Raw genomic sequence first — 21,481 nt, forward strand, 5'->3', positions numbered from 1 at the left:
CTTTCCGGTTACTGCCCGCCGAATCTTGCGCACGTACCGTTCGGTTCGGTCACCCATTGGGCCGCACCGCGGGCGTCCCGGCCTCGTTCGGTGCCTACCGGTCGCAGCGCCGGTGATCGGTTGGCGACTCGATGCGATCGTTACTGTTCGCGAAATCGATACCCAGTAGTGCCCCGCCTCGATGGGGAGCGGCGAGATCGAACGGTAAAGTCGGTTTTACCGAAACGGGAACCGGTCAACGCCCCCGATCGTTGTTCCGAGTGACGGCGCAAGCACGCCCCAGGAGGATGAGTTGCGCACATCGAGCAACCCAGCGTTCCGCAACCTGCCGACGACCGGCGGTTACGCGAACTTCAACTACGGCCAGGGGCAGCCTGCTGCGCCCTACGGCCAGGCGCCGGCCGCGCCGCCGCAGACCGCGCGACCGATGACCATCGACGACGTGGTCACCAAGACCGCGATCACGCTCGGCCTGGCGGTGATCACCGGCACCCTGACCTACCTGGTCGGTCCGCCGGCCGTCGCGCTGGCCCTGCCGGCCGCGATCATCGGTCTGGTGATCTCGCTGGTCATCATCTTCAAGAAGAAGGTCAGCCCGGCGCTGGTAATCGCCTACTCAGCGGTCGAGGGCGTGTTCCTCGGCGGCATCAGCTACGTGATCGCCCTGGCGGTCGGCAACCCGGGGATCATCATCCAGGCCATCGCGGGCACCGTCGGTGTCTTCGCGGCCATGCTGGTGGTCTACAAGACGGGCGCCATCCGCGTCACCCCGAAGCTGACCAAGTGGATCATCGGCGCCGTCGCCGGTGTCGCGGTGCTGATGCTGGTCAACATGATCGCCAGCTTCTTCACCCCGGGCGGACTGGGCCTGCGCGACGGCGGCGGCCTCGCGATCGCCTTCAGCCTGCTGTGCATCGGCATCGCGGCGTTCAGCTTCCTGCTCGACTTCGACGCCGCGGACCAGGCGATCAAGGGCGGCGTGGACGCCAAGTTCGCCTGGTACATCGCCTTCGGCCTGATGACCACCCTCGTCTGGCTCTACCTGGAGATCCTCCGCCTGCTCTCCTACTTCCAAAGCAGCGACTGACCCCCAGGACCCTGACCTGAAACGGGGCACCATCGTCCAACGGACGGTGGTGCCCCGTTTCGTATGCGGGTGTCTGCTCCGATGATGCAGATCGGCGGTGACCTGGCCGGAGGTCCGGATGGCGTCAGGCAAGCGGCGAAGCCGCTTCCTGCGGTGAACCGTTACCGCGAGGCTCAGGGTGAGGCGCGCAGAAGTCGTCGCAAGCGGCGCAGCCGCTTAGTCCACGCACGCAACTCGCACCGCCGCGGGTTCTCAGAGGCCTTCTCGCGAGGACAGCCCCGACGCGACGTATTGGTCATACGTGCGTCGGGGATCCCGGAGTCGAGAAGGCCTCTGAGGTTCCGCTACTCGCACCGCTACGGAAAACGAGCCTGGAACCGAAAAGGAATCAGGAAAGGCGTTCCAGGACCATGGCCATGCCCTGGCCGCCGCCGACGCACATCGTCTCCAGGCCGAACTGCTTGTCGTGCCACTGGAGGGAGTTGATCAGCGTCGTCGTGATCCGGGCGCCCGTCATGCCGAACGGGTGGCCCACCGCGATCGCGCCGCCGTTGACGTTCAGCTTCTCCAGCGGGATGCCCAGGTCCTGGTAGGACGGGATCACCTGGGCGGCGAACGCCTCGTTGATCTCCACCAGGTCGATGTCGCCGATGCCCAGCCCGGCGCGCTTGAGCGCCTGCTTGGACGCCTCCACCGGGCCGAGGCCCATGATCTCCGGCGACAGGCCGGAGACGCCGGTCGACACGACCCGCGCCAGCGGGGTCAGGCCGAGCTGCTTGGCCTTCGCGTCGCTCATGATCACCAGCGCGGCGGCGCCGTCGTTGAGCGGGCAGCAGTTGGCCGCGGTGATCCGGCCGTCCGGGCGGAACACCGGCTTGAGCCCGGAGACGCCTTCCTTGGTCACGCCGGCCCGCGGCCCGTCGTCGGCGTCGACGACCTTGCCGTCGGGGGTGGTGACCGGGGTGATCTCGCGGCTCCAAAAGCCGTTGGCGATCGCCTTCTCGGCCAGGTTCTGCGAGCGGACGCCGAAGTCGTCCATCTCGTCGCGGCTGATGCCCTTGACCCGGGCGAGGTTCTCGGCCGTCTGCCCCATCGGGATGTAGACGTCCGGGATCACGTCGAGGGTGCGCGGGTCGGTCCAGGAGTCCGCGCCCTGCTCGGCGGTCTGCTGGGTGCGCGCCTGGGCCTCGGCGAACAGCGGGTTCTTGGTGTCCTCCAGCGAGTCGGAGTTGCCCTTGGCGAACCGGGACACCATCTCGACGCCGGCGCTGATGAACACGTCGCCTTCGCCGGCCTTGATCGCGTGCAGCGCCATCCGGGTGGTCTGCAGGCTCGACGAGCAGTAGCGGGTGACGGTGGTGCCGGGCAGCTGGTCCTGGCCGAGCAGCACGGCGACCACGCGCGCCATGTTGTAGCCCTGTTCGCCGCCGGGCAGGCCGCAGCCCAGCATCAGGTCGTCGATGTCGGCCGGGTTCAGCTCGGGCACCTTGTCCAGCGCGGCGCGGATGATCTGCGCGGTGAGGTCGTCGGGCCGGAGGTCCTTCAGCGAGCCCTTGCCTGCTCGGCCGATGGGGGAGCGCGCGGTGGCGACGATGACTGCTTCGGGCATGGGAACTCCTTTGTTCGCGGCCGCGGAACGCGGTGCGGCCGCCTCAGGGCGACATGGCCTACCAAACGGTCACTTTAGATCCGGTACCGCCATCTTCGCGGTGACTACGGTCACCGGACAACCCCCAAACCGACCGGTCAGTACGTCGCCTTGGTCACCACCCGTGAGTGCTTTGGGGTGTTGTAGCGCCCCAAAGCACTCAAGGCCGGAGGGTGAGCTCAGGAGGTTCCGCGCCGGTGCAGCCTGTGGTTGAGCCGGGCCACGATCCGGCTGGTCGGGCGGCGTGCCTCGGCCGCCTTCGACCTGGTCGGGGCGGGCGGCAGCGGGCCGCCCCGCCACTCGCCGATGGCCGAGCACATCGCGGGCAGCAGGATCGCCGCCGCCGCCTCGTAGCCCGCCGCCGAGGGGTGGAACCGGTCCGGGCTGAAGAACTCGCCCGGCCGCGCCAGGAACTCCGGCGACAGCAGGTCCGCCAGCGGCACCGCGCGCCCACCGGCCGCCTCCACCACGCGCCGCTGCGCGCGGCCGAGCGCGAGGCTCCAGCGCCGCGCGATGGAACGCAGCGGCTGCGGGATCGGCCGGATCGCGCCCAGGTCCGGGCAGGTGCCGACGACGACCGCGACCTCCGCGTCGACCAGCCGCCGCACCGCGTCGCCGAGCAGTTCCGCGCAGGCCGACACCGGCAGCTTCGAGGTGACGTCGTTGGCCCCGATGATGATCAGCACCAGCCTCGGCGGGCGCAGCAGCGCGGCATCCACCTGCGCGGCCAGCTCCTGCGACGTGGTGCCGACGATCGCGCGCGTGGTCAGCGCGACCGGCCGGTCGAGCTCCTCGGCCAGGCCGCGGGCCAGCCGGACCCCGGGCAGATCCGCCTGGAAATCGACGCCGAGCCCCGCCGCGGCGGAGTCGCCGAGCACGGCGAACTCCAGCGGCTCGGAGCCGTCGGAGAGGTCACTGCGCGGCACCGGTCCGATGCCGTTGGGCAGGTGGATGCCGTCGGCGCGCAGGGGATCGTTGGCCGGTGGGCCGATCACCCGCCGCGCGTACCCGGCCTGCCCGTTGAGCAGCCCGTACGCCGCGCCGGAAAGTCCGCCGGCGGTGCCCGCCGCCAGCAGTGCGAGCCGGAATGCCTTCGCCGCGATCATTCGGCCCTCCCTCACCAGTCCTGCGGCCGGGTCACGGCCGCGCCAACGGGGGATGGGAAATGGTCACCCACACCGCCGCTGGCCCGCGCGGCGAATTCCCCCGTCACTGGCAAGACGCGGCGCGGACCGAAATCGTTCCCTGACGGTGTGTCGCGTTCCAGGTCCCTTGAGTTAGCCGGTGACCAGGCGATTAGGCTCGACGTCACACACCCGGCGAGCAGCAGTTACGAAGGATCGAGGACCGGACGTGGACTACGTCGAGCACGTCACCGAACTGGTGGGCAACACACCCCTGGTGCGGCTTAACGCGGTGGCCAGCGGGCAGACCCCGGTGCTGGCCAAGGTCGAGTACCTGAACCCCGGCGGCAGCGTGAAGGACCGCATCGCGCTGCGCATGATCGAGGCCGCCGAGGCATCCGGCGAACTGCGCCCCGGCGGCACGATCGTGGAACCCACCTCCGGCAACACCGGCGTGGGCCTGGCGATGGTCGCCCAGCGCAAGGGCTACCGCTGCGTGTTCGTCTGCCCGGACAAGGTCAGCGAGGACAAGCGCAACGTCCTCAAGGCCTACGGCGCGGAGGTCGTGGTGTGCCCGACGGCGGTGCCGCCGGAGCACCCGGACTCCTACTACAACGTCTCCGACCGCCTGGTCCGGGAGATCGACGGCGCCTGGAAGCCGAACCAGTACGCCAACCCGGCCAACCCGGAGTCGCACGTGCACTCCACCGGCCCGGAGATCTGGGAGCAGACCGGCGGCAAGGTGACGCACTTCGTGGCGGGCATCGGCACCGGCGGCACCATCTCCGGCACCGGCTCGTACCTGAAGAAGGTCTCCGACGGCCGCGTGCAGGTCATCGGCGCCGACCCGGAGGGCTCGGTCTACTCCGGCGGCAACGGACGGCCCTACCTGGTCGAAGGCGTCGGCGAGGACTTCTGGCCCACCACCTACGACCGGGACGTCTGCGACCGGATCATCGCGGTCTCCGACGCCGACTCGTTCGAGATGACCCGCCGGCTCGCCCGCGAGGAGGCGCTGCTGGTCGGCGGTTCCTGCGGGATGGCGGTCGCGGCGGCGCTGGAGCTCGCCGAGACGACCGGCCCGGACGACGTGATCGTCGTGCTGCTGCCCGACGGCGGCCGCGGCTACCTGACCAAGGTCTTCAACGACTCCTGGATGGCGTCCTACGGGTTCCTCTCGCCGGACCACGGCGGCGGTTCGGTCGGCGACGTGCTGCGCCGAAAGGACGGCACCATCCCGGACCTGGTGCACGTGCACCCGAGCGAAACCGTGGCCGACGCCGTCGCGATCCTCCGCGAATTCGGCGTGTCGCAGATGCCCGTGGTCAGCGCGGAGCCGCCGATCATGGCCGCCGAGGTGGTCGGCGCGGTCAACGAGCGGGACCTGCTCGACGCGCTGTTCGCCGGCCGCGCGAACCTCGCGGACCGGGTGGAACTGCACATGTCGCCGCCGCTGCCGACCATCGGCGCGGGCGAGGAGATCAGCGCGGCGATGTCCGCGCTGGCCGGTGCCGACGGGGCCATGGTGTTGATCGACGGCAAGCCCGCGGGCGTGGTGACCCGGCAGGATGTGCTTGGATTCATCGCCGGCCGATGACGACTTGTTACGGAACGGCACTACGCTGCAGGTCGATCAGCTAGCGTGTGTGATCGCATGCCCCAGACTTCGCATTACGCCCCGAGGGAGTAGGACAACCCGATGAGCTCTCCGCAGCCGCCGGACGGCGGTCAGCAGGGTTCGGACCCCATCTCGAACCGGATGGACCCGCAGGACCCCAACCAGGCCGGCAGCGACGCGACGCAGGTCGTGAGGCCTGTCCAGCCGCAGGGCCAGCAGCCACCGTCCGACTCGACCCAGGTCGTGCCGCCGTCGATGCAGCCGCCGCAGCCGATGTACCAGCAGCCCGGCCTCGCCGGCCAGGGCGCTAGTGCCGAGACGACCGCGATGGTGCCGCCGTCGATGCAGCCGCCGCAGCCGATGTACCAGCAGCCGGGCACCCAGAGCCAGCCGGGCGGCTTCCCCTCGCAGCCGCAGGGCACGCCCAGCGGTGGCTTCCCGGCCCCGCAGGCCCAGGGCGGTTTCGGCGCCCAGCCGCCGCAGGCCGCCTACGGCCAGCCCGCGGCCCAGGGCCAGGGCAGCAAGGGCCTCGCCCTGACCGCCGGTTGGATCGCGACGGTCATCGGTGGCCTCGGTGTCATCTTCAACGTGATCGGCCTGATCGGCCTCGGTGCGGCGTACTCCTACCTGGAGACCAGCACCGCCGAGCTGGAGCAGTACAAGGAATACGGCATCGAGGTTCCTGAGATCAACCTCCCGCCGTACGGCCTGATGATGACGCTGTACGTCGGGTTCGTGATCGCCAGCCTCGTGCTGCTGGCCGGCGGGATCATGGTCATCCTCAAGAAGAACATCGGCCCGATCCTGGTCGTCGCCGCTTCGGGTCTGTACGCCATCTGCCAGCTGGTGACCCTCTTCACCGGCTTCGTCACCGGCATCTCCATCGTCGGCACCATCGTGGCCATCCTCATCGCCGCGGCGATCGGTGTGCTGGCGTTCCTGCCGGGCACCCGGCAGTACGTCGCCGCCGCCGGTTCCGGTGTGCCGGCTCCGGCCGCCGCCGGTGGCTTCGGCCAGCCCGGCCAGCCCGGTCAGCCGGGTGGCTTCGGCCAGCCGGGCCAGCCGCAGCAGTTCGGCCAGCCGGGCCAGCAGCCCGGTGGCTTCCCGCCCGCCGGCGGGCAGCAGCCGCCGCAGCCTCCGCAGTGGTGACGAGCTGATCCACGGAAGCGGCCCCCGACCTGCCCGGTCGGGGGCCGTTTCGCATCGCGGACCCGAGTCGGCGGATCCGCCGCCGGGTCGTACGCTGCTCCACATGAGTGACGGCTTCGCCACCCGCGCGATTCACGCGGGCCAGGAGGCAGACCCGACGACCGGTTCGGTGATCGTGCCGATCCACGCCACGTCGACCTACGCGCAGGACGGCGTGGGCGGCATGCGCGGCGGCTACGAGTACTCCCGCACCGGCAATCCGACCCGCACCGCGCTGGAGGAATGTCTGGCCGCGCTGGAGGGTGGCCGGCACGGGCGTGCGTTCGCCTCGGGCATGGCGGCCACCGACGCGGTGCTGCGCGCCACCCTCAAGCCGGGCGATCACCTGGTCATCCCGGACGACGCCTACGGCGGCACGTTCCGGCTGGTGGACAAGGTGCTCACCGCCTGGGGCGTCGAGTACACGCCTGCCCCGGTGTCCGATGTGGACGCGGTGCGGGCGGCGATCCGGCCGAACACCAAGGTGATCTGGGTCGAGACGCCCACCAACCCGCTGCTCAACATCGGCGACATCGCCGCCCTGGCGCAGGTTTCCCGCGACGCCGGCACGAAGCTGGTCGTGGACAACACCTTCGCCTCGCCGTACCTGCAGCAGCCGCTGGAGCTCGGCGCGAACGTCGTGGTGCACTCGACCACCAAGTACCTGGGCGGGCACTCCGACGTGGTCGGCGGCGCGGTGATCACATCCGACGACGAGCTCGCCGAGCAGGTCGCGTTCCTGCAGAACGGGGCGGGCGCGGTGCCCGGGCCGTTCGACGTGTTCCTGACGCTGCGCGGCATCAAGACCCTCGCGGTGCGGATGGAGCGGCACAGCGCCAACGCCGAGCGCATCGTCGCCGCGCTGACCGGCCACCCGAAGGTCTCGAAGGTGCTCTACCCGGGCCTGCCGGAGCACCCCGGTCACGAGGTGGCGGCGAAGCAGATGCGCCACTTCGGCGGGATGATCTCCTTCCTGCACGCCGACGGCGAGGAGGCGGCGCTGGAGGTCTGCTCGCGCACCCGGCTGTTCACCCTGGCCGAGTCGCTGGGCGGCGTGGAGTCGCTGATCGAGCACCCGGGCCGGATGACGCACGCGAGCACGGCCGGCTCGATGCTGCAGGTCCCGTCCGACCTGGTGCGGCTGTCGGTCGGCATCGAAGAGGCCGACGACCTGGTCGAGGACCTCCTGACGGCCCTCGGCTGACCCGGCGGACTGGTCGATTTCGCGCCAGGCACGCGGGGAGAGCGGCGATTTCGCGCGAAATCGCCGCTCTCCCCGTTCCGGGGCGGAGTTTCGGATGAACCGCCGAGAACCGTCATCGGGTGGTCCCGGCAGTCGGGATCAGCGTTCGAGGGCCGGGTCGCCGCTGCCGAGCGGGCGGGTGTCGGCCGGTTGGCGGGGGTTGACCGGGAGGTCGTCCGGTTTCAGGCAGCCGCCGATCAGCTCCACCACGCCGTCGCGCGATCGGTAGGAGCCCGGTTCGTCGCAGCCGGACTGGAGCACCGCGAGCACCGCCGCGCCGGACAGGGCCGCGGCCGTGACGAATCCGGTGACCAGCGGGAACGCGCCATTCGTTGGCATCAGCCGCGCCATGCTTCCTCCCGTGTGCAGCCCCGGCACCGACGTCGGGCAGCGGACCTCGCGACACCTGGCCGGTGTACGCCGATGATCGCTGATCGTCCGAATCCCCGCCGCGACAGCTCGCCCCCACCAGCCTTCGTCGCGGTGCCGTCCGGTTGCGGGTGACCGGCCGCTTCTCCGAGGGTACCGAACGTGTTACCCGGGTCGCCTGCGTTTCGCGGTGGCACGATTGGCCCATGCGGCTGGTCGATCTGGACCGAATCCGCGACGCCGGCGAGCAGCTCGCCGGGATCTCGCGGCGCACGCCGCTGGAGCACTCCCGGGTGCTCGGCGAGCACTGCGGCGGCGAAGTCTTCCTGAAGTGCGAAAACCTCCAGCGCACCGGCTCGTTCAAGCTCCGCGGCGCCTACGTGCGGCTGCTGGCGTTGGACGAGGCGCGCCGGGCCGCCGGGGTCGTCGCGGCGAGCGCCGGGAACCACGCGCAAGGCGTTGCGCTCGCGGCATCGTTGCTCGGCATCCACGCCACGGTGTTCATGCCGGTGCGCGTGCCGCTGCCGAAGCTCGCGGCCACCAAGTCCTACGCCGCCGACGTCCGGCTGCACGGCGCGGTGCTGGAGGAGACGCTCGCCGCGGCGCGGGAGCACGCGCAGCAGACCGGGGCGGAGTTCATCCACCCCTACGACCATCCCGACATCGTGGCCGGTCAGGGCACCGTCGGGCTGGAGATCCTGGAGCAGTTGCCGGAGGTCCGCAGCATCGTGGTGCCCACCGGGGGCGGAGGGCTGGTCTCGGGCATCGCCGCGGCGGTGAAGGCGGAGCACCCGCACGTCAGGGTGCTCGCGGTGCAGGCCGAGCAGGCCGCGGCGTGGCCGGTTTCGCTGGCGGCGGGCAAACCGGTGCGGCTGGCCGAAACCCAGACGATGGCCGACGGGATCGCGGTCGGCGAGCCCGGCCCGGTGACGTTCGCGCACGTCGCGGAGCTGGTCGACGGGGTGCTGACGGTCAGCGAGGAGGCCCTGTCCAGGGCCCTGCTGCTGTGCCTGGAGCGGGCGAAGCTGGTGGCCGAGCCCGCCGGGGTCGCCTCGGTCGCGGCGCTGCTGGAGCACCCCGAGCAGGTCCGCTCGCCGACCGTGGCGGTGCTCTCCGGCGGCAACATCGACCCGCTGCTGCTGCTCCAGCTGATCCAGCACGGCATGGGCTCGGCGGGCCGCTACCTGTCGCTGCGGGTGCGGCTGCCGGATCGGCCCGGCTCGCTGGCGAGCCTGCTGGCGAAGCTGGGCGAGCTGTCGGCGAACGTCCTCGACATCGAGCACTCCCGGATCTCCGGTGCCCTTGCGCTGGGCGAGGTGGACGTGGAGATATCGCTGGAAACCCGCGGCCCCGAGCACCGCCACTACGTGGTCGAGGAGCTCGGGGCCGCGGGCTTCACCGTCGCCGCCGAAGGCTGACGCCCGGCCATGGGTGCGGTGGGTTGGCCGGGCCGGCCTCCGGAGCGGCGTTCCGGCAGGTCCGCAGGCCGTGAGTCTTTTGGGTCGCCATAGCAGCACAAAAGACTCACGGACCCGTGACCAGCGGAAACATCGAACCGCGGAATTCCAGGAGGATCAGAGGTTGCCGCGGCGTTCCTGCTCGCGCTCGATCGCTTCGAAGAGCGCCTTGAAGTTCCCCTTCCCGAAGCCCAGCGAACCGTGCCGCTCGATCAGCTCGTAGAACACCGTCGGCCGGTCGCCGATCGGCTTCGTGAAGATCTGCAGCAGGTAGCCGTCCTCGTCGCGGTCGACCAGGATGCCGTGCTCCTTCAGCGTCTCGATCGGCACCCGCACCTGGCCGATCCGCGCCCGCAGCTCCGGGTCGTCGTAGTAGGCGTCCGGGGTGTTCAGGAACTCCACGCCGGCGGCCCGCATCGCGGTGACGGTCTTGATGATGTCGCCGGTGGCCAGCGCGATGTGCTGGCAGCCGGAGCCCCGGTAGAACTCCAGGTACTCGTCGATCTGCGACTTGCGCTTGCCGACGGCCGGCTCGTTGAGCGGGAACTTGACCCGGTGGTTGCCGTTGGCCACCACCTTGCTCATCAGCGCCGAGTAGTCGGTGGCGATGTCGTCGCCGACGAACTCGGCCATGTTCACGAAGCCCATGACCCGGTTGTAGAACTCGACCCAGCTGTCCATCTGGCCGAGCTCGACGTTGCCGACGCAGTGGTCCACGGCCTGGAACAGCCGCTTGGGCGCGTCGGCGGGCTTGACGTAGCTGCCCTGCTGAACGACGTATCCGGGCAGGTAGGGACCGGTGTAGCGGCTGCGGTCGAGCAGCGTGTGCCGCGTCTCGCCGTAGGTGGCGATGGCCGCCGTCCGGATCGTGCCGTGCTCGTCGGACACGTCGTGCGGCTCTTCGAGCACCGTGGCGCCCTGGGCGCGGGCGTGCTCCACGCACTTGTCGACGTCGAGCACCTCCATCGCCAGGTCCACCACGCCGTCGCCGTGCCGGCGGTGGTGGTCGGCGAGCGGGCTGTCCGGGTCCACCGCGCCCTTCAGCACGAACCGGGCCGACCCGGACTTCAGCACGTAGGCCTTGTGGTCGCGGTTGCCGTGCTCGGGACCGGAGTAGGCGATCAGCTCCATGCCGAACGCGACCTGGTAGAACAGCGCGCTCTGGGTGGCGTTGCCGACGACGAACACCACTGCGTCGAGCGCCTTGACCGGGAACGGGTCCTTCGAATCGTCGTGTTCGACGAGGCCGACGAGGCGCTTCATCTGGTCGAACGTGACGTCGTCGAGCTGCTCGGTCTGGCTGCCGTGGTTGACGGTGCCGGTCACGATGTCCTCCCGTTGTTCGCCGAAGCGGTGACGAGGCTCAGCGTGCGCTGGGCAGGTCATCCTGAGCAACACTCGTTGATTTCGCTGCGCAACCTGTTCAGTATTCAAGCCGAACCGCTGGCTGGATTGGTCAACCTGAACAAGGGGTATGACATGGCTCCCAATGCCGAGGGCCTGGACGCGTTGGACGCCAGGCTGCTGCTGTTGCTGTCCGACGAACCCCGCCTCGGGGTGCTGGAGTGCTCGCGGCGGCTCGGCGTGGCGCGCGGCACCGTGCAGGCGCGGATGGATCGGCTGGTGCAGCGCGGCGTCCTGCTGGGTTTCCCGCCGGAGCTCGACCTGGCGGCTATGGGCTACGGACTGACGGCCTTCGCGGTGCTGGAGATCGCCCAGGGGCACCGGGGCCTGGTGGCGGATCAGCTGGGGGCGATCGACGAGGTGTGCGAGGTGCACGCGACGACGGGGCAGGGGGACTTGTTCGTGCGGATGGTCGCGCGCTCCAACGCCGACCTGCAGCGGGTCATCGACGAGATCGTCGGGGTGGCCGGGGTGCGGCGCACCTCGACATCGATCGCCCTTTCCACGCCGGTCGCGCCGCGCGTCCGCCCGCTGCTGGAGCGGCTGGCGGCCGAGGACGACCGGCCGGAGGACTGACGCCCGGCAGGCGAAAGACCGCGGGCGCCCCTGGATCGGGGACGCCCGCGGTCTTCCTTGAACACGTTCTTTCGTTGAAGCGGCGCAGCCGCTTAGCCCACCTACGCAGCTCGCACCGCCGCGGGTTCTCAGACGTCGTCTGGCGAGGACAGCCTGGTCATGCGTAAGTCGGGCTCCCACAGTCCAGGCGGCGTCTGCAACTCCCGCAGGGGGCCGCTACGCAAGCCGACCCGGGCAGACTCTTGAGCTCAGCCGGCGAAGGGCTCGGCCTTGACCAGGGTCACCGACATGGTGCCGCCGTTGGGGAGCTCGTACTCCCGGGTCTCGCCCTCCTTGGCGTCCAGCAGCGCGCGGCCCAGCGGCGAGTTCGGGGAGTAGACCTCCAGCTCGCCGTGCGCGCCCTCCTCGCGGGTGGCCAGCAGGAACTTCTCGGTCTCGTCCTCGCCGTCGTAGCGGACCGTCAGCACCGAGCCGGGCCGGGCGATGCCGGACTCGGTGGGCACGTCGCCGACCTTGGCGGTGCGCAGCAGTTCCTGCAGCTGGCGGATGCGGGCCTCGATCTGCCCCTGCTCCTCGCGGGCCGCGTGGTAGCCGCCGTTCTCCCGCAGGTCGCCTTCCTCGCGGGCCTCGTTGATCTTCGCGGCGATCGCCGGGCGGTTGGCCACGAGCTCGTCCAGCTCTCCCTTGAGCCGGTCGTAAGCATCCTGGGTCAGCCAGGTCACCTGGGTCTCGCTCACGGTCACCACTCCTCGTCGACTGCGGCCCGCGTTTCCCCACGGGCGAATTGCATTTCCGCACCTTTGATTTCTCGGCCATTGGCCAAGTAACGGAAAAACACGGCCCGCGCGGGACCGTGCTGAAGTCGACAATAGCACGAAGCGACACACCCCGGGGCGGGGTTTTCCCTGCACCCGGCGTGGTACGCCGGTGTTCACCCAGTTGGCCGTAGGTGGGTGGACAAATATTCAGGAACGTTGTAAGTGCAGCCGTACACCTCCCCTGTGCCCGCTAGGGCGGAGGTCCGCAGCACAGTCTCCTGTCTGGTGGTGCCGTCCGCAGGTTGGATCAGAACTTCTTTGCGACCGACTTCCACACCGGATTTGGCACGGGCGCGCACCACGCAGTCGGCGGGCCGTTGCGGCTCGTCGCGCTGCACTTCGAACACGATGCGCACGGAGTGGTCGTCGATCGCTTCGAAGGCGATCTGCTCGCCCTTGATCGGCGCGCTGCCGAGGTTGCGATAGCCCACGATCGCCGCGCCCACCAGGGCGACCAGCACGACCGCGATCAGCGCCCAGCGGAGGGCCGGGCGCGGGCGCGTGCGAGCACGCGATCCGTACCGGTCCTGCGGGATCTGCTGGTTCGTCACCGGGGCTGGACGGCCTTTCGACTTCGGGCTTCGCCACCGCCCGCGGACGGGTGATGCGGGGGCTGGCGCCGAGCAAGTCGGACCCACCGGGAACAATGGGACCCGACATCCACGTTAAGTATCCCTGGGGTGTCCCGCGGCCTGTCGGCGGGGCCGTGTTCATGAGAGATGCTTGCAAAGCAGGAGGGGACTACCCGGCGATGGCGGACAAGCTGCGGCTGATGACGGTGCACGCGCACCCGGATGACGAGTCCAGCAAGGGTGCCGCGACGACCGCGCGTTACGTGGCCGATGGGCACGAAGTGATGGTTGTCACCTGCACCGGCGGTGAGGCGGGCAGCATCCTCAACCCGGCCATGGACCGGCCGGAGGTCGTCGAGAACCTGACGGAGGTCCGCCGCGCGGAGATGGCCGAGGCGGCCAAGATCCTCGGCGTGCAGCACCGGTGGCTCGGCTTCGTCGACTCCGGGCTGCCGGAGGGCGACCCGCTGCCTCCGCTGCCGGACGGCGTCTTCGCGACCGTGCCGATGGAGGTCTCGACCCGCGAGCTGGTCAAGGTGGTGCGGGAGTTCCGCCCGCACGTCGTGATCACCTACGACGAGAACGGCGGCTACCCGCACCCGGACCACATCCGGTGCCACGAGATCTCGGTGGCGGCGTTCGACGCGGCCGGTGACCCCGACCTGTACCAGGACGCGGGCGAGCCGTGGCAGCCGCTGAAGCTGTACTACTCGCACGGCTTCTCCCGCAAGCGCATGCAGCTGTTTCACGAGGCGCTGCTGGCCAGGGGCATGGAGTCCCCGTACGGCGAGTGGCTGGCCAAGTGGGACTCGACCCGCCCCGATCCGGACGAGCGGGTCACCACGCGGGTCGAGTGCGGGGAGTACTTCGAGCAGCGCGACGACGCGCTGCGCGCCCACGCGACCCAGATCGACCCGACCAGCCGCTGGTTCGCGGTCCCGCTCGACATCCAGCGCGAGCTGTGGCCGACCGAGGACTACGAACTGGTGCGTTCGCTGGTCGACACCACGTTGCCGGAGGACGACCTGTTCTCCGGTGTGCAGGAGAAGGTATGCGCATGAGTGCCACGGAAGCGGTCACCTACGTGCTCGCGCAGACGCCCGTCCCCGTGACGCCGGACCCGGGCGGCCAGGGCGAGGACTTCGGCAAGTCCTCCCCGGTGGGGCTGGTGCTGCTGGTGGTGTTCGCCATCGCGGTGGTGTTCCTGATCCGCTCGATGACCAAGCACCTGAAGAAGGTGCCGGTGGTCTTCGACGAGCAGAAGGCAGCGGCGGCGGCCCCGGCGAGGGTGAAGCGAGCCGAAGCGGAGCCGGCGGAAGAACCCGAAGCCGAGCAGGGCGAGGCGAAGCCGGGCAAGGGCGAGGCGAAGCCGGGCAAGGGCGAAGCCTCCTAGCGAGACGAAGCAGGAGCGGGGCCATCCGGAGTGCCGGATGGCCCCGCTCGCTTTCCGGGTCAGGTTTCCAGCGGATGCGGGAGCCAGGCCACCCGGAGGCTGGTGTCGGTTCCGATCCTCCGGTCCAGGCGTGCTTCACCTGCGTCCCGCGGGCGCTCGCCCAGACTGCTGGCGCCCCAAGTGATCCCGGGCGCGTCCTTCAAGATCAACCGGTACGCGTCGTAGCTGAGCCTTGAGACGATCTGGTCTCGGCTTCGTTCGAGGTCCGCGTTGTAGGCGAGGACCACGTGGAGGCCGATCTTCTCGGCGTGCGGCAGCAACTCGTCCAGACCGCAAAGCGTGTTCAAGCCCTCCTCGCGGCGGACCAGGTCGAAGTCGTCCACCACGAGGAACGCCTTCGGCCCGACCCACGACTTGGGTTCGCCGCCCGCATCCGGAAGTCGTTTGCGCAGAGCTGCGGTGAAGTCCTCCAGGTCGCTCCTCGCCTGGCCTGCCGCCCGGGCGTACGACAAGGTGTGGCTGTCGGGCAGCAGGGCGTGGTGGTGCTCGCGCCGGTAGTCGACCACCAGCGCCATCGCTTCCTTCGCCGGGTACGCCGCGATCCCGCGCAGCACGTTGCGGATCACGGTGCTCTTGCCGGCTTCGTGTCCACCCGCGATCAGCACGTGGCGATGGCGGTCTCCGTTCAGCGTCAGGATGACTGGCTTGCCGTGGCCGTCGATGCCGATGGGGAAGGCGTCCGGCTCGGCCGCGGGGAGTTCGTCGTAGCCGACGAACTCCGGTGGGCGGCGCAGTTGGGCAGGTCGGTCGCCGGGCCAGGACTTGCCGATGAGCTGGACGAGCTCGCGGGTCTTCGTGTCGAGGTCCTCCGGAAGGGGCTCGTCGGCGTAGGCCGGTAGTTCATCGCCCAGCACCGGGACGTTGATCGCGCAGCGGAGTCCCCTGTGGAGTCCGCTGCCGGGCTTGTCCGGCGGGACGGAGTCGGCGTGCTCGGGGTAGATCAACGAATCCCGCGGGTCCGCCAGCCGCAGCTCGATGCGGCCGCCCGCGAGGTCGCGCAGCTCGCGGGGCAGGTCGTCCCAGCGGTTGGCGGTGACGACCACGTGGATGGCGTAGGACAAGCCGCGCCGGGCGAGGCGCAGGATCCGATCGGCTAGGCCGGGGTGCTGGTGCACTTCGGGCCAGCCGTCGACGACGAGGAAGTGGTCGGTCGCGGCCTCGCCGAGCGGCTCTTCGCGGCGGCGTCGGCGGAACTCGTCGGCCGAGTCGATGCCGTGCTGCGCGAAGGACTTCTCCCGCTTGGCGAGCAGCGTTTCGAGTTCCTCGACGGCAAGCGCCACGAAGTCCGAGTCGTGGCTGGCGGTCACCACCCTGGTGTGCGGCAGGTCGCGCAGCGAGGCCAGCCCGCCGCCGCCGAAGTCAAGGCAGTGGAAGCGGACTTCGGCCGGGGTGTGGGTGAGCGCCAAGGTCAGCAGGGTCGTGCGCACGGCGGTCGACTTCCCGCTGCGCGGTCGACCGACGATCGCGACGTTGCCATCCGAGCCGGAGAGGTCCAGCAGCAGTGGCTCGTGCCGGTGGTGGAAGGGGTTGTCGAGCACGCCGATCGGAACGATCAGCGGGGTCTCCGGCTTGGCGTTGAAGCCCCGTTCCTCGGTGGCCTTCAGCGGCAGGTCGATTCCGGCCGGTGGTTCGCCCGGCGGCGGCAGGATGAGCTGCCGGGCCGGCGGGCCTTGACCCCGAACCCGCTCGGCGAAGATCTGGGGAATCGTCTGGAAATAGTCGCTCTGGGGCGTCCCGTGCGGCAGGTCGGTGTAAGCGGCGCGGAAGCGGAGCGGTTCCTGGCGCGGGCGAACCAGGTGTCCGTTGCCCGGGGCATCGGGCAGGTCGTGGGCGCGGCCGATGAGCCTGACCGAATCCGCTTCGCTGGTCCGCAGCACGATGCGGGTCGCGGTCGCGCCCGCGAGCTGCGGGAGTTGCTCCGCCGAGGTCGCGGTGTAGACCAGCTTGATCCCCGAGTGCCCGTGCCGGACCAGCCGGTCGATGGTCGCGGCGAATCCGGGCCGGTCGCGCAGGACCCCGGGCAGGTCGTCGACCGCGACCAGCAGCATCGGCACCGGCTCGGCATCGGCCTCCGGCTGGAGGCGTTGGTAATCGGCGAAGTTCCCGACGCCCAACCGGTTGAACTGCTCGACCTGCCAGGCGAGCAGGCCGGTCAGCGCCTCGTCGAACCGTCGGCCGGTGAGGTCGTTCGAGCGCATCGGCTCGGCGAGCGCAGTGTGCGGGATCGAGTAGAGCGAGCGCCAGACCTGGTCGTTGTGCTCGCGGCTGATGCAGGCGAAGTTGACCGCGGCGGAGGAGTGCGTCGCGGCCAGCCCGTACAGGATCGTGCGCAACAGCTCGGACTTCCCGGACCCCGCGGAACCGAAAATGCCAACGGCGCTGCCGGTTTCCTTGAAGTCGAGGTGCACTGGCCTGCCGTGGTCGTCAACGCCGATGGCGATCCGGTACCGCTCCTCGGAGCCGCGAGGCTGCCAGGCCCGGTCGAGCTCGACATGGGCCGGATCGCCGAATCCGACGAGGTCGAACAGGTTGATCGGTTCCTCCGGCTTCGCCTGGGTGCGAAGCACCTGCGTCGCTTCGGCGTTCGGAGGCGGCGCGACCGGTCGCGGAGCGGACGGCGGAGGCGGCATGGGAGGCCGACCGGCGGGAGGGCCGGGCGGCATGCCGGGGTGCGGCGGCATGGGGCGGTGGGGTGGCTGGAACGGCGGATGCCCTGGCTGCAAAGGAAACTCCCCCCTGATCGATCACCTGCGCAAAGGCACCGTATCCGACTGGGCGACCGCCCTCGGCCGGACGAGCGGGTTCGCCACGACGTCGTGAGCGTTCATTCCGGTAAGAACCGGAATGAACGCTCACGAGCATTCCCCCGGTCAGGCGCCGTGGACCTGGGTGAATGCGCCGGTGTGCTGGTCTCGGATGCGGGCTCCCGCTTCCGGGGCGGTGACGTCCAATTCCGCAGCTCCTGGTAGCAGCCACTCAGGCGGGTTCGGCGTTCCCGCCAGCGCCCATGCCGCCTGGCGGGCCGCGCCTCGGGCGACGTACTCCGCCGGTGCGGGCACCGTGACCGGCACGCCGAAGATCAGCGGCGCCGCCACCTGCACCGCCCGCGACTGCGCCGCGCCGCCGATGAGCAGCACCCTGCCCACCTCGACGCCTTCCGCGCGCAGCGCGTCGACGCCGGCCGCGAGCCCGCACAGCATTCCCTCCACTGCGGCCCGCGCGAGGTTCTCCGGCGTCATGTTGTCCCGCCGGAGCCCGGTGAGGGTTCCCGCGGCGTCCGGCAGGAACGGCGTGCGCTCGCCGTCCAGGTACGGCAGCAGCGCAAGCCCGCCCGCACCGGGCTCGGCCCGGCGCGCCAGCTCGTCGAACTCGGCCATCTCGACACCGAGCATCGCCGCCGTCGCGGTGAGCACCCTGGCCGCGTTGAGGGTGCACACCAGCGGCAGGAAACCGCCCGTCGCGTCGGCGAATCCGGCGATCTGGCCGCTCGGGTCCGCGCTCGGCCGATCCGCCCGGGCGAACACCGTGCCGCTCGTGCCCAGCGACACCACGACGTCGCCGGGCCGGACGTTCAGGCCCAGCGCGGCGCCCATGTTGTCGCCCGTTCCGGCCGACACCAACTTGCCGTCCCGGGTGTGCCCGGCTACTTCCGCCGGGCCGAGGACCCGTGGCGTTCGGGGCGTCCGGCCGCCGAACGCGGTGGTCAGCACGTCCTCCCGGTACCGGCCTTCGTGGGGTGACCAGTAGCCGGTGCCGGACGCGTCGCCGCGGTCGGTGACGAACTCGCCGGTCAGCCGCCAGGTCAGCCAGTCGTGCGGCAGCAGCACGTCGGTCACCCGGTCGGCCAGGTGCGGCTCGTGCTCGGCCAGCCACCGCAGCTTGCTGGCGGTGAAGCTGGCGACCGGCACCGAGCCGATCGCCTCCGCGCACGCCTGCGGCCCGCCGAGCTCCTCGGTCAGGTCGATCGCGGCCTGCGCGGAGCGGTTGTCGTTCCACAGCAGCGCGGGCCGCACCGGCACGCCCTGCTCGTCCAGCGCCACCATGCCGTGCTGCTGGGCGGCGATGCCGATGGCCGCGACGTCGTCGAGGAGGCCGTCGGAAGCCGTGGTCAGCGCCCGCCACCAGTCCTCCGGGTCGGCGACCGTGCCGTCCGGGTGCGGCGCACGGCCCTCCCGCAGCACGGTTCCGGTGTCGGCGTCGCAGACCACGACCTTGGTGGACTGGGTGGAGGAGTCGATTCCGGCGACCAGGTTCATCGCGCCGCTCCTATTTTGTCCACAGTGGAATTCCTTGCTCGCATCGTTTCCTCGGATGGTTCTGCCGTCACGGCGGGGGCATCGGCACGAGCCGCACCTCGGTGCCGGAGGCGCGGATCGTGGCGAGTTCGTGCTCGGGCGTGGCGTCGTCGGTGACGACGAGGTGTCGCGGTGCACAGGACGTACACGTCATCGAGCACGGCGCGACCCGGCATCCGACGGCCGCCCTTTTCTCATCGCTACTCCTGCGGGCGCGCGACGGCATCCATCGCGGTCTCGTCGTGCGTTCGCACAGCGCCGAGGCGCATGGTCGTCATCCGCCGCTCCTCAAGATCCGCGAGTGGCCGTAAGTATTAGCAGAGATGCCGTCGGTTGTAACACGTTTTGTGAGAAATCGGCGCGGTCGCGGCCGGGTGTCCGGAGCGGCGGGACTGGGTGCGCCCGGTTCGGCGAAGTGGGAGGCTGGGCGCATGGCGAACCGGCTTGCGAACGCGACCAGCCCCTACTTGCTCCAGCACGCCGACAACCCGGTCGGCTGGTGGCCGTGGTCGCCCGAGGCGTTCGCCGAGGCGCGGCGGCGGGACGTGCCGGTGCTGCTGTCCGTCGGCTACGCCGCCTGCCACTGGTGCCACGTGATGGCGCACGAGTCGTTCGAGGACCCGGAGATCGCGCGGGTGATGAACGAGCACTTCGTGAACATCAAGGTGGACCGCGAGGAACGGCCGGACATCGACGCGGTCTACATGGAGGCCACCCAGGCGATGACCGGGCAGGGCGGCTGGCCGATGACCTGCTTCCTCACCCCGGAAGGCGAGCCCTTCCACTGCGGCACCTACTACCCGACGGCGCCCATGGGCGGCATGCCCTCGTTCGGCCAGCTGCTGCACGCCGTGGCGCAGGCCTGGGAAGGCCGCGGCGAAGAGGTCCGGAAGGCCGCCGCCCGGGTGGTGGAGCAGCTGGCCGCGCAGCGCGCCCCGCTCCCGGAGTCCATTTTGGACGAGGAGGTGCTGGCCGGTTCGGTCTCCCGGCTGCACGCGGAATTCGACGCGGCCCACGGCGGATTCGGCGGCGCGCCGAAGTTCCCGCCGTCGATGGTGCTGGAGTTCCTGCTGCGCCACCACGAACGGGTCGGCGTGCCGGACGGCGAGAACGCCGCGCTGGAACTGGCCGAAGCGACCTGCTCGGCGATGGCCCGCGGCGGCATCTACGACCAGCTGGCGGGCGGCTTCGCGCGCTACAGCGTCGACGCCGCTTGGGTGGTGCCGCACTTCGAGAAGATGTTGTACGACAACGCCTTGCTGCTCCGCGTGTACGCGCACCTCGCCAGGATCGGCAGCCCGCTCGGCGAGCGGGTTGCCCGCGAGACGGCCGAGTTCCTGCTGCACGACCTGCGAACGCCGGAAGGCGGCTTCGCGGCATCGCTGGACGCCGACACCGAAGGCGTCGAAGGGCTCACCTACGTGTGGACGCCGGACCAGCTGCGCGAGGTGCTCGGGCCGGTGGACGGCGACTGGGCGGCGGAGCTGTTCGAGGTGACCGAGACGGGCACCTTCGAGAACGGCGCATCGACGCTGCAGCTCAAGCGGGACCCGGACGACCACGCCCGCTGGCGCCGGGTGCGCGACAGCCTCCGCGAAGCCCGCGACCGGCGCCCGCAGCCGGGCAAGGACGACAAGGTCGTCACCGCCTGGAACGGCATGGCGATCACGGCGCTCGCCGAGGCCGCGGCGGTGCTCGACGAGCCGAGCTGGGTCGAGGCGGCGGCGCAGGCGGCGGATCTGCTGCTGGAGCGGCACTTCGTCGACGGCAGGTTGCGGCGCACGTCCCGCGACGGAGTGGTCGGAACGGCTGCGGGGGTGCTGGAGGACTACGGCTGCTTCGCCGACGGGCTCCTCGCGCTGCACCAGGCGACCGCCGAGCCGCGATGGCTCGATGCGGCGTGCGGACTGCTGGACACGGCCCTGCAGCAGTTCGCCGACGCCGACCACCCGGGCATGTTCCACGACACGGCGGCCGACGCCGAGTCCCTCGTCCGGCGCCCCTCCGATCCCACCGACAACGCCAGCCCCTCCGGGGCCTCGGCGGTCGCCTCGGCCCTGCTCGCCGCTGCCGCGCTCGCCGGCCCGGACGCCGTCGGGCACTACCGCGCGGCGGCGGAGCAGGCGCTCGGCCGAGCCGGGCTCCTCGCGCAGCGCGCTCCCCGCTTCGCGGGTCACTGGCTCAGCGTCGCCGAGGCCCGCGCACACGGCCCGCTGCAGGTCGCGGTGGTCGGCGAAGCCGACGACGCCGACCGCGCGGCGCTGATCGCCGCGGCGCGGCGGCACGCCCCAGGCGGAGCCGTGGCAATGGCGGGGGAGCCGGAGGCGACCCGGGTGCCGCTACTGGCGGAGCGCCCGCTGGTCGGCGGAGCCGCGGCGGCGTACGTGTGCCGGGGCTACGTGTGCGACCGCCCGGTGACGACGACCGAGGACCTCGTCGATTCCCTCACCCGCTGAGCCACCACGCCTGGCGGAAAGGCCGCGAACGGCCCGTTCACCTCGATGGATGAGGTGAACGGGCCGTTCGCTCAAGCCACCCGAAGCCGCCGCGCGCTGGCCGGCCTGTCCGCGCCGTCCGCCTACCTGCGGAAGCGTGCCCAAGTTTCGCCGCGGGCCGAACGACAGCCCTA

General features: G+C 70.7%; 18 protein-coding genes. 9 read left to right on the top strand and 9 right to left on the bottom strand.

The window, feature by feature from the left end; all coding sequences use genetic code 11:
* The first annotated feature begins 292 nt into the window (after nt 1-292).
* On the top strand, nt 293-1,087 hold the full coding sequence (locus tag AC07FN_RS02005; protein ID WP_478393926.1) for a Bax inhibitor-1/YccA family protein: 795 nt from the start codon (nt 293-295) through the stop codon (nt 1,085-1,087).
* A 388-nt stretch (nt 1,088-1,475) separates the two neighbouring features.
* On the opposite strand, the gene AC07FN_RS02010 is transcribed toward AC07FN_RS02005, so the two are convergent.
* Nucleotides 1,476-2,696, bottom strand: coding sequence for an acetyl-CoA C-acetyltransferase (locus AC07FN_RS02010; RefSeq protein WP_478393927.1), 1,221 nt, complete (start codon nt 2,694-2,696; stop codon nt 1,476-1,478).
* 218 nt (nt 2,697-2,914) lie between these two features.
* Nucleotides 2,915-3,841, bottom strand: coding sequence for an SGNH/GDSL hydrolase family protein (locus AC07FN_RS02015; RefSeq protein WP_478393928.1), 927 nt, complete (start codon nt 3,839-3,841; stop codon nt 2,915-2,917).
* Between the two features lie 247 nt (nt 3,842-4,088).
* On the opposite strand from AC07FN_RS02015, the gene AC07FN_RS02020 reads away from it, so the two are divergent.
* From AC07FN_RS02020 to AC07FN_RS02030, 3 genes are all read left to right on the top strand, one after another.
* A complete protein-coding gene (locus AC07FN_RS02020; RefSeq protein WP_358575174.1) occupies nt 4,089-5,456 on the top strand; it encodes a cystathionine beta-synthase in 1,368 nt (455 codons plus the stop codon).
* Nucleotides 5,457-5,558: 102 nt separating this feature from the next.
* Nucleotides 5,559-6,626: a hypothetical protein gene (locus tag AC07FN_RS02025; RefSeq protein WP_478393929.1), complete on the top strand. Its 1,068-nt coding sequence runs from the start codon at nt 5,559-5,561 to the stop codon at nt 6,624-6,626.
* 103 nt (nt 6,627-6,729) lie between these two features.
* On the top strand, nt 6,730-7,869 hold the full coding sequence (locus AC07FN_RS02030) for a cystathionine gamma-synthase (RefSeq protein WP_358575171.1): 1,140 nt from the start codon (nt 6,730-6,732) through the stop codon (nt 7,867-7,869).
* Nucleotides 7,870-8,007: 138 nt separating this feature from the next.
* On the opposite strand, the gene AC07FN_RS02035 is transcribed toward AC07FN_RS02030, so the two are convergent.
* Entirely contained in the window at nt 8,008-8,247 is a 240-nt protein-coding gene (locus AC07FN_RS02035) for a hypothetical protein (protein ID WP_478393930.1), read from the bottom strand.
* A gap of 236 nt (nt 8,248-8,483) precedes the next feature.
* On the opposite strand from AC07FN_RS02035, the gene ilvA reads away from it, so the two are divergent.
* Nucleotides 8,484-9,695: a threonine ammonia-lyase gene (gene ilvA, locus AC07FN_RS02040; RefSeq protein WP_478393931.1), complete on the top strand. Its 1,212-nt coding sequence runs from the start codon at nt 8,484-8,486 to the stop codon at nt 9,693-9,695.
* A 156-nt stretch (nt 9,696-9,851) separates the two neighbouring features.
* On the opposite strand, the gene hppD is transcribed toward ilvA, so the two are convergent.
* Nucleotides 9,852-10,997 carry a 4-hydroxyphenylpyruvate dioxygenase gene (gene hppD, locus AC07FN_RS02045; RefSeq protein WP_478394076.1) on the bottom strand — a complete coding sequence of 382 codons (1,146 nt, stop codon included), beginning with the start codon at nt 10,995-10,997 and terminating at the stop codon, nt 9,852-9,854.
* 216 nt (nt 10,998-11,213) lie between these two features.
* On the opposite strand from hppD, the gene AC07FN_RS02050 reads away from it, so the two are divergent.
* Nucleotides 11,214-11,714, top strand: a complete 501-nt coding sequence (locus tag AC07FN_RS02050) for an Lrp/AsnC family transcriptional regulator (RefSeq protein WP_478393932.1) — start codon at nt 11,214-11,216, stop codon at nt 11,712-11,714.
* 248 nt (nt 11,715-11,962) lie between these two features.
* Here the strand turns inward: AC07FN_RS02050 and greA are convergent, their stop codons facing one another.
* Both greA and AC07FN_RS02060 read right to left on the bottom strand, forming a co-directional pair.
* Nucleotides 11,963-12,451: a transcription elongation factor GreA gene (gene greA, locus AC07FN_RS02055; protein WP_207954845.1), complete on the bottom strand. Its 489-nt coding sequence runs from the start codon at nt 12,449-12,451 to the stop codon at nt 11,963-11,965.
* 194 nt (nt 12,452-12,645) lie between these two features.
* Nucleotides 12,646-13,083: a DUF4307 domain-containing protein gene (locus AC07FN_RS02060; protein ID WP_478393933.1), complete on the bottom strand. Its 438-nt coding sequence runs from the start codon at nt 13,081-13,083 to the stop codon at nt 12,646-12,648.
* Between the two features lie 200 nt (nt 13,084-13,283).
* On the opposite strand from AC07FN_RS02060, the gene mca reads away from it, so the two are divergent.
* Nucleotides 13,284-14,165 (top strand): mycothiol conjugate amidase Mca, encoded by an 882-nt coding sequence (gene mca / locus AC07FN_RS02065; protein ID WP_452614729.1) that lies wholly within the window; start codon nt 13,284-13,286, stop codon nt 14,163-14,165.
* Nucleotides 14,162-14,497 carry a hypothetical protein gene (locus AC07FN_RS02070; protein ID WP_478393934.1) on the top strand — a complete coding sequence of 112 codons (336 nt, stop codon included), beginning with the start codon at nt 14,162-14,164 and terminating at the stop codon, nt 14,495-14,497. The genes mca and AC07FN_RS02070 overlap by 4 nt, the downstream gene beginning before the upstream one ends.
* Before the next feature lie 59 nt (nt 14,498-14,556).
* On the opposite strand, the gene eccCb is transcribed toward AC07FN_RS02070, so the two are convergent.
* From eccCb to AC07FN_RS02085, 3 genes are all read right to left on the bottom strand, one after another.
* Nucleotides 14,557-17,124 carry a type VII secretion protein EccCb gene (eccCb, locus tag AC07FN_RS02075; RefSeq protein ID WP_478393935.1) on the bottom strand — a complete coding sequence of 856 codons (2,568 nt, stop codon included), beginning with the start codon at nt 17,122-17,124 and terminating at the stop codon, nt 14,557-14,559.
* Between the two features lie 303 nt (nt 17,125-17,427).
* Complete coding sequence (gene xylB / locus AC07FN_RS02080; RefSeq protein ID WP_478393936.1) at nt 17,428-18,813, bottom strand: xylulokinase; 1,386 nt, start codon at nt 18,811-18,813, stop codon at nt 17,428-17,430.
* Between the two features lie 67 nt (nt 18,814-18,880).
* Complete coding sequence (locus tag AC07FN_RS02085) at nt 18,881-19,006, bottom strand: hypothetical protein (protein ID WP_478393937.1); 126 nt, start codon at nt 19,004-19,006, stop codon at nt 18,881-18,883.
* Nucleotides 19,007-19,283: 277 nt separating this feature from the next.
* Here AC07FN_RS02085 and AC07FN_RS02090 point away from each other — a divergent pair, with 277 nt between their 5' ends.
* A complete protein-coding gene (locus tag AC07FN_RS02090) occupies nt 19,284-21,308 on the top strand; it encodes a thioredoxin domain-containing protein (protein ID WP_478393938.1) in 2,025 nt (674 codons plus the stop codon).
* Nucleotides 21,309-21,481: the final 173 nt, after the last annotated feature.

Source organism: Saccharopolyspora sp. NPDC045941, from assembly GCF_056431445.1.

Coding starts and splice junctions, on each gene's coding strand:
- AC07FN_RS02085 (WP_478393937.1), bottom strand. CDS start 19,006: ATGACGTGTACGTCCTGTGCACCGCGACACCTCGTCGTCACCGACGAC.
- ilvA (WP_478393931.1), top strand. CDS start 8,484: ATGCGGCTGGTCGATCTGGACCGAATCCGCGACGCCGGCGAGCAGCTC.
- AC07FN_RS02010 (WP_478393927.1), bottom strand. CDS start 2,696: ATGCCCGAAGCAGTCATCGTCGCCACCGCGCGCTCCCCCATCGGCCGA.
- AC07FN_RS02050 (WP_478393932.1), top strand. CDS start 11,214: ATGGCTCCCAATGCCGAGGGCCTGGACGCGTTGGACGCCAGGCTGCTG.
- AC07FN_RS02035 (WP_478393930.1), bottom strand. CDS start 8,247: ATGCCAACGAATGGCGCGTTCCCGCTGGTCACCGGATTCGTCACGGCC.
- AC07FN_RS02025 (WP_478393929.1), top strand. CDS start 5,559: ATGAGCTCTCCGCAGCCGCCGGACGGCGGTCAGCAGGGTTCGGACCCC.
- xylB (WP_478393936.1), bottom strand. CDS start 18,813: ATGAACCTGGTCGCCGGAATCGACTCCTCCACCCAGTCCACCAAGGTC.
- AC07FN_RS02015 (WP_478393928.1), bottom strand. CDS start 3,841: ATGATCGCGGCGAAGGCATTCCGGCTCGCACTGCTGGCGGCGGGCACC.
- hppD (WP_478394076.1), bottom strand. CDS start 10,997: ATGAAGCGCCTCGTCGGCCTCGTCGAACACGACGATTCGAAGGACCCG.
- AC07FN_RS02090 (WP_478393938.1), top strand. CDS start 19,284: ATGGCGAACCGGCTTGCGAACGCGACCAGCCCCTACTTGCTCCAGCAC.
- AC07FN_RS02030 (WP_358575171.1), top strand. CDS start 6,730: ATGAGTGACGGCTTCGCCACCCGCGCGATTCACGCGGGCCAGGAGGCA.
- mca (WP_452614729.1), top strand. CDS start 13,284: ATGGCGGACAAGCTGCGGCTGATGACGGTGCACGCGCACCCGGATGAC.
- AC07FN_RS02070 (WP_478393934.1), top strand. CDS start 14,162: ATGAGTGCCACGGAAGCGGTCACCTACGTGCTCGCGCAGACGCCCGTC.